9 protein-coding genes are annotated in these 12,497 nt (G+C 70.0%); all 9 read right to left on the bottom strand.

Annotated features, from left to right (window positions below; translation table 11 throughout):
• The gene (locus KBC94_RS17775; protein WP_294373256.1) at positions 1-1,014 is read right to left on the bottom strand and encodes a branched-chain amino acid ABC transporter permease; all 1,014 of its coding nucleotides are present in this window, start codon (positions 1,012-1,014) and stop codon (positions 1-3) included.
• Positions 1,015-1,075: 61 nt separating this feature from the next.
• Positions 1,076-1,819: an ABC transporter ATP-binding protein gene (locus tag KBC94_RS17770; protein ID WP_294373254.1), complete on the bottom strand. Its 744-nt coding sequence runs from the start codon at positions 1,817-1,819 to the stop codon at positions 1,076-1,078.
• A gap of 1 nt (position 1,820) precedes the next feature.
• Complete coding sequence (locus KBC94_RS17765; RefSeq protein WP_294373012.1) at positions 1,821-2,645, bottom strand: ABC transporter ATP-binding protein; 825 nt, start codon at positions 2,643-2,645, stop codon at positions 1,821-1,823.
• A 4-nt stretch (positions 2,646-2,649) separates the two neighbouring features.
• Positions 2,650-3,843, bottom strand: coding sequence for a substrate-binding domain-containing protein (locus KBC94_RS17760; protein ID WP_017761940.1), 1,194 nt, complete (start codon positions 3,841-3,843; stop codon positions 2,650-2,652).
• Positions 3,844-3,899: 56 nt separating this feature from the next.
• Positions 3,900-5,462 (bottom strand): long-chain-fatty-acid--CoA ligase, encoded by a 1,563-nt coding sequence (locus tag KBC94_RS17755; RefSeq protein WP_294373009.1) that lies wholly within the window; start codon positions 5,460-5,462, stop codon positions 3,900-3,902.
• Between the two features lie 45 nt (positions 5,463-5,507).
• Positions 5,508-7,625 (bottom strand): 3-hydroxyacyl-CoA dehydrogenase NAD-binding domain-containing protein, encoded by a 2,118-nt coding sequence (locus tag KBC94_RS17750; RefSeq protein ID WP_294373008.1) that lies wholly within the window; start codon positions 7,623-7,625, stop codon positions 5,508-5,510.
• 130 nt (positions 7,626-7,755) lie between these two features.
• Complete coding sequence (locus KBC94_RS17745) at positions 7,756-8,553, bottom strand: enoyl-CoA hydratase/isomerase family protein (RefSeq protein WP_294373007.1); 798 nt, start codon at positions 8,551-8,553, stop codon at positions 7,756-7,758.
• A 50-nt stretch (positions 8,554-8,603) separates the two neighbouring features.
• Entirely contained in the window at positions 8,604-10,598 is a 1,995-nt protein-coding gene (locus KBC94_RS17740) for an acetyl-CoA carboxylase biotin carboxylase subunit (protein ID WP_294373006.1), read from the bottom strand.
• 28 nt (positions 10,599-10,626) lie between these two features.
• Positions 10,627-12,249 carry a carboxyl transferase domain-containing protein gene (locus tag KBC94_RS17735; protein ID WP_294373004.1) on the bottom strand — a complete coding sequence of 541 codons (1,623 nt, stop codon included), beginning with the start codon at positions 12,247-12,249 and terminating at the stop codon, positions 10,627-10,629.
• Positions 12,250-12,497 lie beyond the last annotated feature (248 nt).

Here is a 12,497-nt window from a genome sequence, read left to right as displayed (position 1 = left end):
CTACGGCTTGTGCACCGGGTACAGCCCCTGCGGCCGCCACAGCAGCACGGCCATCATCACCAGGATGTTGGAGACCAGCGCCAGGTCGGGGAGCAGGAAGCTCACGTAATTGGTGGTCAGCGCCACCAGCATGGCACCGGCGAAGCAGCCGGCCACCGAGCCCAGCCCACCGATGATGACGATGATGAGCATCTGCACCAGCACCTCGGCGCCGATGGCCACGGTGAACTGCTCGCGGTAGAAGCCCCACATCACGCCGCCCAGGCCCGCCAGCGCCGAGCCGGCCACGAACACGCCCACGAACACCGTGCGCACGCGGTAGCCGAGGGCCTCGACCATGGAACGGTTCTCCACGCCCGCACGGATCAGCAGGCCGATGCGCGTGCGCCCGAGCACCAGCGTCAGCCCGATGAAGACGGCCAGCCCCACGCCCACGGCCACCAGCCGGTAGCGCTCGATGGCCACGTCGCCCAGCAGGATCGAGCCACGCAGCGCCTCGGGCAGCGGCAGCAGCATCTGGTTGGCACCGAACACCACCAGCACGAGCTGCTCCATGACGATCATGGCGCCGATGGTGATGAGGATCTGCTTGAGATGGTCGCCATAGACCGGCTTCACGAACAGTCGCTCGTACACCCAGCCCAGCAGTGCCGTTACGGCCATGGCCACGGCGATCACGGCCAGGATGGCCGCCATGCCGGCCCATATCGACGCGGACTGCAGCAGGGCCTGCAAGGGCCCCACCATCAGCGTCGCCGTGTAGGCGCCGACGGCCACGAAGGCCGCATGGCCCAGGTTCATCACGTCCATGAGGCCGAAGACCAGCGTGAGGCCACTGGCCATGATGAACAGCATCATGCCCATGGCCAGGGCCGCCACGGTCAGCGTGACCCAGGTGGGAAGGCTGCCCGTGACCGGCAGCGCGACGGCGATGAAGGCCAGGATGGTCAGGACGGGCACCAGATCGCGGCGCCGGCCCGGCAGGGCCTCCAGCGCTGCAGGTGCGGCGGGCATGACCGCCGCCTGCGGCGGCGCGGCCAGGGTGGAGTCGGTGGCGGACATTCGTCGGTCTCCCTCAATGGACGGCGCCGGCATGCAGGCCGAGCAGCCGGGCCTGCAGCGCCTCGTCCGCGTCCAGCGCGGCCATGGTGCCGGTGTGCACGATGCGGCCGTCGTCCATCACCGCGACATGGTCGCCCAGCGCGCGCACGAAGTGGAAGTTCTGCTCCACCAGCAGGATGGTGGTGCCCCGGGCCTTCAGCGCCTCGAAGGCATCGGCCAGGTTGTCGACGATGGCCGGTGCCAGGCCCTTGGTGGGCTCGTCGATCAGCAGCAGCTTGCGCGGCTCGACGATGGCACGGGCGATGGCCACCATCTGCTTCTGCCCACCCGACAGCGTGCCGCCCGGCCGCAGCCAGAAGCGCTTGAGCGCCGGGAACAGATCGAAGATCCACGCCAGCCGCGCCTCGTCGAAGCGCCCGCCGATGGCCGCCAGGCGCAGGTTCTCCTGCACCGTGAGCCCTGCGAACACGCCCATGTCCTCGGGAACGAAGGCGATGCCGCGGCGTGCGATGTCCGGCGTGCGCGCGGCAGTGATGTCCTCGCCATCGAAGCGCAGCGTGCCGCGGCTGGCGTGCCACAGTCCCATGATCGTGCGCAGCGTGGTGCTCTTGCCGGCGCCGTTGCGCCCCAGCAGCACCGTCAGGCCGGCGCGCGGAACCTGCAGGTCCACGCCCTGCAGGATGTGGTACTCGCCGATGTGGGTGTGCACGCCGGTGAGCGACAGCAGCGCGTTGTCGCCCGTCTTTGGCTCCAGCATCTCATGCATGGGCCGCCTCCCTGCGCGCCGCGCGCTGGCGGCGCACGCCGAGGTAGGCCTCCTGCACGACGGCCGAGGCCATCACCTCGGCCGGCAAGCCGTCGGCCACCAGGCGGCCGTTGTGCAGCACGACGATGCGGTCGGCCAGCGAACGGATCACGTCCATCTTGTGCTCCACCAGGAGGATGGTGCGATCGCCGCGCGCCTTCAGGCGGGCGATCAGGTCGAGGATCACCGGCACCTCGTCCACGCTCATGCCGGCCGTGGGCTCGTCGAGCATGACGACCTGCGGCGCCAGCGCCATCAGGATGGCGACCTCCAGCTTGCGCTTGTCGCCGTGCGACAGCCGCGCCGCCTGCTCGTCCAGGCGCGCGGCCAGGCCGACCTGCTGCACATGCTCGCGCGCCTGCTCCACCAGATCGCCCCGGCTGCGCCACACGGCCAGCATGTTGAAGCCGGCGCGGTGGCGGCTCTGCACCGCCAGCCGCACGTTCTCCAGCACGCTCAGCCGCGGAAACAGGTGGGTGAGCTGGAAGGCGCGGCCGATGCCGCGGGCCGTGCGCCGCGCGGCGTCGAGCCGGGTCACGTCTTCGCCATGCAGCAGCACCCGGCCGGCCGTGGCCGGCAGCTGGCCGGACAGCAGGTTGAAGTAGGTCGTCTTGCCGGCCCCGTTGGGCCCGACGATGGCCGTCAGCGTTCCCGCATGGAAGGCCGCGCTCACGTCGTCCACGGCGGCATGGCCGCCGAAGCGGATACCCAGTCCCCGGCTCTCCAGGACCGGTGCACGCGCTTCAGGCGGGCGGACTTGCGCTGTCGCGTCGTGCATGCGCTCAGCGCTTGACGGTGATCGGCAGCGGCATCTCGGACGCCGGGATCTCGCGCACCAGCTCGAACAGGTCCCACTCGTTCGCCGGCGCCTTCTTCATTCGGAACTGGTACTGCGACTGCAGCGCCTGATGGTCTTCCTTGCGGAAGGTCATCTTGCCCTTGGGCGTGTCGAACTCCATGCCTTCCATGGCGGCGATGAGCTTGGGCGTGTCGACCGAGTTGGCCTTCTTCACCCCGGCCACGATGGCCGCCGCCGTGACGAAGCCGCCCGCGGTGAACAGGTCCGGCGGCGTCTGGTAACGCTTGCGGTGCTCGGCCACCAGCCAGTCGTTCATCGGGTTCTTGGGGAAGTCGTAGTAGTAGAAGGTGCCGCCGGTGATGTCCAGGCCGCGCCAGGGCTTGGCGTTCTCGAGGTTGGCCCCGCCGATGGAAAGGAACTCGATGCCGTAGCGGCCCGGGTTGAGCTCCGAGATCTTGCGGATGGGATTGGGTGCGCCCCAGATCACCACCAGGTACTTCTTGCCCTGCACGTCCTTCATGCGGTCGAAGATGCGTTGCATGGGCGCGGTGAAGTCGGTGGTGGACAGCGGGATGTACTCCTCGTGCACCACGGTCGCCTTCTTTTTGGTGGCGGCCAGCGCTTCCTTGGCCGCCTTCACGCCGTCCTTGCCGTAGACATAGTCGGGCGCCAGGAAGGCGACATTGTCGCCGTCCTTGAGCGCCGCGGCACTGGCCAGGGCGTCCTGGAACGAGTTGCGGCTGGCGCGGAAGAGGTACTTGTTCCAGGCCGAGCCCGTGAGCGAATCGGCAATGGCCGGCTCGACCATCAGCAGCTTGCCGTACTCCTCCGCCACCGGCGCCATCGAGAGCGCGCCGCCGGACCAGGAGGTGCCGATGGCGATGTCGGCCTTGTCGTCCGCCAGCGCCTCGGTGAGCATGGCCTTGGACAGCTCGGGCTTCATCTGGTCGTCCTTGACGATCAGCTCGATCTTGCGGCCGAGCAGCGTCATCGAGCCCTGGGTGAGGTATTCGAGGCCCAGGCGCAGCCCGCGCTCGGTGTCGCGGGCATAGGCCTCGGACGGCCCGGTCTTGCTGGCAATGAGCGCGATCTTGATCGGCTTGTCCTGTGCGAAGGCCTGTGGCGCGAGCCAGCAGGCCGCGGCCGCGGTGGCGGCCATGGCGAGTTTCTTCAGCATGCTTGTCTCCGTTGTGGATGGGAACAGGCGCCTCTTCGTGCGCCCGGGATGCGCGCCTAGCCCACGGCGCGCGTCTGGCCTTTCCAGTAGGGCTCGCGCAGCACGCGCTTGAGCACCTTGCCACTGGGGTTGCGTGGCAGCACCTCGACGATGTCGATGGTCTTCGGGCACTTGTAGTGCGCAAGGTTCTCGCGCATGAAGTCGATGATGGCGCGCGCGTCGGCAGTGGCACCGGGGCGCAGCACCACGCAGGCCTTGACCGATTCGCCCCAGGTCGGGTCGGGCACGCCGATGACGGCGCCGTCAGCCACGGCCGGATGACGCATCAGGACGTTCTCCACCTCGGCCGGATAGATGTTCTCGCCGCCCGAAACGATCATGTCCTTGATGCGGTCGTTGATGTAGAGATAGCCGTTCTTCATGTAGCCCGCGTCGCCCGACCGGAACCAGCCGCCATTGGCATTGCGGCCTTCCGGGTAGGCGGCGGCCGTGGCCTCGGGGTTGCGCCAGTACTCCTTGAGGTTGCGGTCGGACTCGATCCAGATCTCGCCCACCTGGCCGTCGGGCAGGTCCTTGAGGTCGATGGGATCGACGATGCGCAGGCGCCCGCCGCCAATGGGCCGACCCGCAGAACGCAGCAGTTCGGCATCGCCAGCACGGTGGTCCTCGGGAAAGAGGAAGGTGGCCGGCCCGGAGACCTCCGTCAGGCCATAGACCTGCAGGAAGTCGCAGCCGAACAGCTCGAAGGCCTGGTGCAGCACCGACTCGCTCACCGGCGAGCCCCCGTAGGCGACGATTTGCAGCCGGCTGAAGTCGAAGGACTTGGCCTCGGGCACCTGCAGCATGAACAGGATCATGGCCGGCACCACGAAGGTGTGGGTGATGCCGTGCTCGCCGATGGCACGCAGGTAGCCGCGCGGATCGAACTCCGGGTACGACGAAGTCTGGCCGCCCGTGTAGAGCGTCAGCAGCAGCATCGTCATGCCCGCCACATGGAAGACCGGCAACGGGTTGCCCAGCACATGCCGGTGGTCGAACTTCCATTCGCGCGACACCACCCGCGAGGTGGACAGCAGCCCCGCATGCGTCAGCACGATGCCTTTGGGCAGCCCCGTGGTGCCGGAGGAATAGAGCTGCAGCGCCGCGTCATGCGTGTCCGCGGCCACCGGCTCGAAGCGGTCGGACTGGCCGGCGCACCACTGGGCGAGCGAGGGCAAGGCCGTGCCCTCGGTGGTGCACACGCGGATGCGCACACCCGGCAGCTCGGCCTTTTCCAGCAGGGGCAGGAACTCGGTATCGGCCATCAGGAAGGGCGCTTCGCCGTTGTTGACGATGTACTCGACCTCCTTGGCCGCCAGACGCCAGTTGACCGGCATGCACACGGCCCCCAGCTTGCAGGCGGCCAGCGTCACCAGGATGCATTCGACATGCTGTTTGGTGAGCACCGCCACGCGCGAGCCGCGTGCCACGCCGGCACCGGCGAGGGCGTGGGCCAGCCGGTTGGTGAAGGCCTCGATGTCGCGGTAGCTGAGCCGCCGCTCGCCCTGCCGGTAGGCGGTGGCGTCCGGCCGCTCGGCGAGCTGGCGTCGCAGTCCGTCGATGAGGGTGAGGTCTTCCATGGCGTGTCTCCGATGTGGGTGATGCGTGAGGTGGGCAGGTGGCGCTCAGCCCGGTAGCCCGTCGGACAGGCGCCGCCCGCTGCGGACGACTTCCGACAGCAACGGCGCCACGCGCCAGTAGCCGAAGCGGTCGCCGCGGGTGCGGCCGTAGAAGGTCAGTCGGTCGGCCACGGTGGCCAGGCCGAGCGTGTCGGCCCACCACAGAGGCCCACCGAGGTGGTCGGGGAAGCCGTAACCCGCCGTCCAGACGATGTCGATGTCGCCTGGCCGGTAGGCGATGCCCTCCTCCAGGATCCGCACGCCTTCGTTGATCAGCGGGTACAGCAGCCGCTCCACGATCTCCTGCGCGCCGATGTCCGTGCGGCGCGCGATGCCGTGGGCTGCAGCCAAATCGGCCGCGATGCGTGCGACCTCGGGGTCGTCCACCGGCGTGCGGCCTTCGTAGCGGTAGTACCCCGCGCCGGTCTTCTGGCCGAAGCGGCCCAGCTCGTAGAGCCGGCGCACCATGGCGCGGTAGCTGTCGTCCGGCGGAAGCCCGCCGGCCTTGCCGTACTCGATGACGGTGCGGGCCCCCACGTCGATGCCGGCCATGTCGAGCATGCGGCACGGGCCCATCGCCATGCCGAGCGCTTCCACTGCGCCGTCGACCTGCGAAGGGCTTGCGCCTTCCATCAACAGAAACTCGGCCTCGCGCATGTAGACCTCGGCCATGCGATTGCCGATGAAGCCGTAGCACACGCCCGAGACCACCGCCACCTTGCGGATGCTGCGTGCGAGCTGCATCGCCGTCGCCAGCACGTCGGGCGCGGTCCGCGCGCCGCGCACCACCTCCAGCAGGCGCATCACGTTGGCGGGGCTGAAGAAGTGCAGGCCCACCACATCGGCCGGCCGGCCGGTGGCCTCGGCGAGCGCGTCCACGTCCAGCGTGGAGGTGTTGGTGGCGATGATGGCGCCGGGCCGGCACACGGCACCCAGCCGCGCGCAGACCTGCTGCTTGAGGGCCATGTCCTCGAACACGGCCTCGATGACCAGATCGCAGTCGGCGAGCGCGGTGTCGTCGAGCTTGCCGTGCAGCAGCGCCATGCGCTGTTCCACCTGCGCAGACGTCATGCGGCCCTTGGCGGCGCTGGCCTCGTAGTTGCGGCGGATGATGCCCAGGCCGCGCGCAAGCGCCTCGGCCGAGGCCTCGACCAGCGTGACGGGCAGGCCGACGTTGGCGAAGTTCATCGCGATGCCGCCGCCCATGGTGCCCGCGCCCAGGATGCCGACTCGCCGCACCGACCGCAGCGCGGTGTCGCGCGGCAGGCCCGGAATGCGCGCGGCCTGGCGCTCGGCGAAGAACAGGTGCCGCAGGGCCTCCGATTCGGGCGACACACGCAACTGCTCGAACAGCCGTGCCTCGGTGGCCTCGCCCTCGGCAAAGGGCTGCGTGGCCGCCGCCTGCACCGCCAGCACGATGCTGCGCGCGGAAGGATGGAAGGGCTTGCGCTGCGCGGCGGCCTGCAGCGCCTGCGCGAAGAAGTCGGCCGGCAGGCCTTCGTCCGGCACAGGCTGCGCGCTCAGGCGCCGCACCGCGTCGCCACGCGCCTGCAGCTCGATCAGATAGGCCAGCCCCACGGCCAGCGGATCGCCCGCACGCACGTCGTCGACGATGCCCGCGTCGCGTGCGGCCTCGGCATCCAGGCTGCGGCCGGTCGAGATCATGTCCAGCGCCAGCCGGACGCCCACCGCGCGCGGCAGGCGCTGCGTGCCCAGCGAGCCCGGCAGCAGGCCCAGCTTGACTTCCGGTAGCCCGAACTGCGTGCCGGGCACCGCGACGCGGGCGTGGCAGGCCAGGGCCAGCTCCAGCCCACCCCCCAGCACGGTGCCGTGCAGCGCGGCCACCACCGGGCGATCCTGCGCCTCGATGCGGGCCAGGGTGCGGTTGTAGGGAGCGGCCGAGAAGGCCGGATCGTCGAAGCTGCCGATGTCCCCGCCCGCCACGAAGGTGCGGCCCGTGCAGTGCACCAGCAGGCCGGCAAAACTGCGGTCGGCCTCGAAGGCCAGCACGGCCTCGGCCAGGCCCGCCACCACCGCCGTGGAGAGGGCATTGACGGGCGGGTTGGCGATGGTCAGCACGGCCATGTCGCCATGGCGTGCAAGTGAAACGACGGGCTCGGTCATGGGTGTCTTCAGGGGCCTTCGCGCCCGTTGCGGGCAGCGAAGAAAGGCTAGCAAAGGGGGTCTTCGGCCTCTTGCGTCTACACGCTGTCCGGGTCGGTATCGACCCGGGGCCGCGGCAGGGACCGCAGGCTCAACGGCCGGTCCACACCGGCCTTCGCTTTTCGTTGAAGGCGGCCAGGCCTTCCCGCGCGTCCTCGGTCATGGCGAGCAGCGCGATCTGGCTCTCGGTGTAGGCGATGCCTTCGTCGAAGGACATGGCGGCCATGGCCCGCATGGCGTACTTGCCGCGGCGCAGCGCCGTGGGCGACTTGTCGGCCACGCGGTCGACCAGCCACTGGGTCTTCGCGTCCAGTTCGGCCGCGGGCACCACATGGTTGAGCAGGCCGGCCGCGTGGGCCTCCGCCGCACCGAAGGGCTCGCCGCTCAGGCACCACTCGCGCAGCACGCGCCGCGGCACCAGGTCCTGCAGCAGGCTCAGCACCTGCATGGGAAACAGGCCGATCTTGACCTCGGGCAGGCCGAACTGCACCTGCTCCGCGGCGATGGCCATGTCGGTCATGCACAGCAGCCCGATGCCGCCGGCCATGCAGGTGCCGTTGATGCGCGCGATGCTCGGCAGCGTGGCGTTCTGCACCTCGCGCAGCAGGTCGGCATAGTCGATGTTGGGCCGCGAGAGGTCGAAGGCGAAGCCGGCGCCCGGTTGCAGGTCGCCACCCGCACAGAAGGCCTTGTCGCCGGCCCCGGTGAGCACGATCACGCGCACCTCGGGGTCCGCATGGGCGCGCCGCCAGCCCTCGCGGATGCCCGCGACGACCTCCTTGTTGATGGCGTTGCGCTTGTCGGGCCGGTTGAGGATGACCCACAGGGCATGGCCCCGCTTCTCGCACAGCACGGCGGGCGCCGCGGCGGGCGCTGCGTTCTCTGTCATGGACGTCTCGCTGTAAGGAATGAAAGGGCGGCACGCGGCCGCCAGCCCGCTCAGGCGGGCACGGCCTCGGCCACCGCCTCGATCTCGGCGACGACGCGGCTCGCCGCCACCTGGTCGCCGGTCTTCACATGCAGGGCGACCAGCCGACCCGCCACAGGTGCGGCATGCACGTGCTCCATCTTCATGGCCTCCAGCGTGAGCACCGGCTGGCCGGGCTGCACCATGTCGCCGATGGCGGCCAGCACCGCCACGACACGGCCGTTCATGGACGCGCGCACCTTGCCGTCGCCGCCCGCCTCGCCCTGGCGCGCCGCCGCGGCGCGGGTGCGGTCCTCGATGCGGATCGGCAGGCCGGCGTAGTGCAGCAGCAGCGTCGCGCCATCGCGATGGAAGGCGACGCTCTCCTGCAGGCCATCGCAGGTGAAGCGGGCGCGGTGCTGCGCCAGCCCGTCGAGCGCGATGCCGTAGGTGGCCTCGCCGATGCCGACCGAGAAGTGGCGCCCCTCCGTCAGCACCACGCTGGCGGCCACGGTCTCACCCGCCATCTGCAGGCGCATGCCGATGGGCAGGCTGGGCGCCAGCCGACGCTGGCCGGGCGCCTGGGGTGCCGCGGTGGTCTCGTACAGCAGCACGGCGGCGATGGCCGCAGCCCGCGCGCGCAGGGCCGCATCGGGCGCCAGCAGCGCGGCCTGGTGCTCGGCGATGAAGGCGGTGGTCGCACCACCGGCCGCAAAGACGTCATGGCCCAGGCAGCGGTGCAGGAAGGCCTGGTTGGTGGTGACGCCCAGCGCCACCGCATCCTCCAGGCCGGCCATCAGCAGACGTCGTGCGTCCTCGCGGCTGTCGCCGTGGGCGATGAGCTTGGCGATCATCGAGTCGTAGTACGGCGGGATCTCGGCGCCGGACTGCAGCGCATGCTCCACACGCAACTGCGGCGGCATCTGCCACAGGGCCATGGTGCCGCTCTGGGGCATGAAGCCCTGATCGGCGTCCTCGGCGCACAGGCGCACCTCGATGGCATGGCCGCTGAACCGCACATCCTCCTGCGCGATGCCCAGGGGCTCGCCCGCGGCCACGCGCAACTGCAGGGCCACCAGGTCCAGGCCGGTGATGGCCTCGGTGACGGGATGCTCCACTTGCAGCCGCGTGTTCATCTCCATGAAGTAGTAGCGGCCCTCGGCGTCCAGCAGGAACTCGAGCGTGCCCGCGCCTTCGTAGCGGATGGCCTTGACGGCTGCCACAGCCGTGGCGCCCATGCGCGCACGCAGGTCGGCGTCGACCGCGGGCGATGGCGCCTCCTCGATCAGCTTCTGATGCCGGCGCTGCACCGAGCAGTCGCGCTCGCCCAGGTGGATGGCGTGGCCGTGGCGGTCGGCGAAGACCTGGATCTCGATGTGCCGCGGCCGCACGATGGCGCGCTCCAGGATCACCTCGGGGTCGCCGAAGGCGCTCTGCGCCTCGGAGCGGGCGCTGCGCAGCAGTTCCGGAAACTCGGCCGCGCTGTTCACCAGCCGCATGCCCCGGCCGCCGCCGCCCGCCGTGGCCTTGATCATGACCGGGAAGCCGATGCGCCCGGCCTCGTCGGCCAGGCGCGCCTCGCTCTGGTCCTCGCCCTGGTAGCCGGGAATGCACGGAACGCCCGCGGCCTGCATCAGCACCTTGGCGCCGGCCTTGTTGCCCATGGCGCGGATCGCCTCGGCCGAGGGGCCGATGAAGACCAGCCCGGCGTCATGGCAGGCCTGGGCGAAGTCCTCGTTCTCGGCCAGGAAGCCGTAGCCCGGGTGCACCGCATCGGCCCCGCTGCGCCGCGCCGCCTCGATGAGCGCGGGAATGCGCAGGTAGCTCTGCGCGGGCAGCGGATCGCCGATGCACACGGCCTGGTCGGCTTCGCGCACATGGCGCGCGCCGGCGTCGGCGGTGGAATGGACGGCCACCGTGCGGTAGCCCAGCGCCCGGGCGGTGCGGATGATGCGCAGCGCGATCTCCCCGCGGTTGGCAATGAGGATCTTGCGGAAGGGCGTGCGCGACGAGGTTTCGGCGGTCATGGCGTGGGTTCTGGAGCCTGGGGGTGGATCAAGGTCTTGCAACCGAGAACTGCATGGCCTGCGGCTGCCGCTGTTCGGCATCGCGGCAGATGGCCAGCACATTGGCCAGCACGGCGCGGGTGTCGCGCGGGTCGATCACGCCGTCGTCCAGCAGGTGCGCGCTGGTGGTGAACACGCTCATCTGGCTGTCGAAGCGCTCGACGATGCGGCGCTCCAGCTCGGCCAGCTTGGCGTGGTCCACCTCGCCGCCCTTGCGCTTCATGGCGGCCTCGGTCACGTTGACCATGGTCTGCGCGGCCTGCTCGCCGCCCATCACCGCCGTCTTGGCATTGGGCCAGCTGAAGCAGAAGCGCGGGTGGAAACCGCGGCCGCACATGCCGTAGTTGCCGGCCCCGAAGGAGGCACCGCAGTAGATCGTGATCTGCGGCACCGTCGCATTGGTCACGGCCTGGATCATCTTGGAGCCGTGCTTGATGATGCCGGCCTCCTCGTAGGCGCGCCCCACCATGAAGCCGGTCGTGTTGTTGAGGTAGAGGATGGGCGTGCGCGACTGGCAGCAGGCCTGGATGAAGTGCGTGGCCTTGGCCGCGCCGGCCGGGTCGATGGGCCCGTTGTTGGTGACGATGCCCAGCGGCATGCCTTCGATCTTGATGTGGCCGACGACGGTGGCGCCGCCGTAGTTCTGGCCGAATTCGAGGAAGTCGGAGTCGTCGGCGATGCGCGCGATGACCTGCTTCATGTCCACGGGCCGCTTGTGGTCCATGGGCATGATGCCCAGCAGTTCCTCCGCGTCATGGCGTGGCGGCTTGAAGGGGCGCAGGGGCTCGACCGGCATGCTGCGCTGCCAGTCGATGTTGGCCAGGATCTCGCGGGCCAGGCGGATGGCGTCGCGGTCGTCCTCGGCCAGGTAGTCGCCGAGGCCCGAGATGCTGGTGTGCATGAGCGCGCCGCCCAGTTCCTCCTCGGTCGCGATCTCGCCGGTGGCCGCCTTGAGCAGCGGCGGCCCGGCCAGGAAAGCCCGGGAGCGGCCTCGCACCATGATGATGTAGTCGGACAGGCCCGTCTGGTAGGCCCCGCCCGCGGTGGACGAGCCATGCGTGACGGTGACCACCGGCAGGCCGGCCGCGGAGATGCGCGCGATGTTGCGGAACAGGCTGCCGCCGGTGACGAATTCCTCGACCTTGTAGGTCATGAGGTTGGCGCCGGCCGACTCCACGAGCTGCACGTAGGGCAGCTTGTTCTCCAGCGCCAGCTCCTGCATGCGCAATTGTTTGGGGATGCCCATGGGCTGCAGGGCGCCGGCGTCGATGCCGGAGTCGGAGGCATTGACCATGACGCGCACGCCGCTGACCCAGCCGATGCCGCCGATGACGCCGCCGCCGGGGACGCTGCGGTCAAGATCGGGGTGGTCGAGGCCCAGGCCGGCCAGGGCGCCGATCTCGAGGAAGGGCGTGCCGGGGTCGAGCAGCAGGGCCAGGCGCTCGCGCGGGAGCAGTTGGCCGCGCTTCTCGAAGCGCTCGCGGGATTTGGCGGAGGTGGCGATGCTGCGTTGCTGGTAGGTGCGCACGCGCTCGATGAGGGCGAGCATGCCGGCGCGGTTGGCTTCGAAGGCATCGCTGCCGGGGGAGATGGTCGACTCGATGATGGCCATGAGGTGCTTCTGATGCGGGCGTCTGCGGTGCTGCGAACGCCTGCCGTGTGGGATGGGGGTCAGCTTAGGCAGTGAGGCTTGCCGGGTCTTGCGCGAAGTGGCTGTGTGCGGAGGGCGGCGTCGTGCCGGATCACCACATTTGGAGGCCCAGGTGCGCAGGCGTGATTCATGGCACGAGCGTCGTGCTCGATGGTCCGAGTTGCACGTCGCTTGGGGCGGCTGCGGCCCTTGTGCACGATGGTCCGGGG

The sequence above is a fragment of the Pseudacidovorax sp. genome (genome assembly GCF_017991995.1).
In the GTDB taxonomy this organism is placed as follows: domain Bacteria; phylum Pseudomonadota; class Gammaproteobacteria; order Burkholderiales; family Burkholderiaceae_C; genus Xenophilus.
The sequence above is the reverse complement of the archived record's forward strand: the minus strand, read 5'-3'. Positions and strand labels throughout refer to the sequence as shown.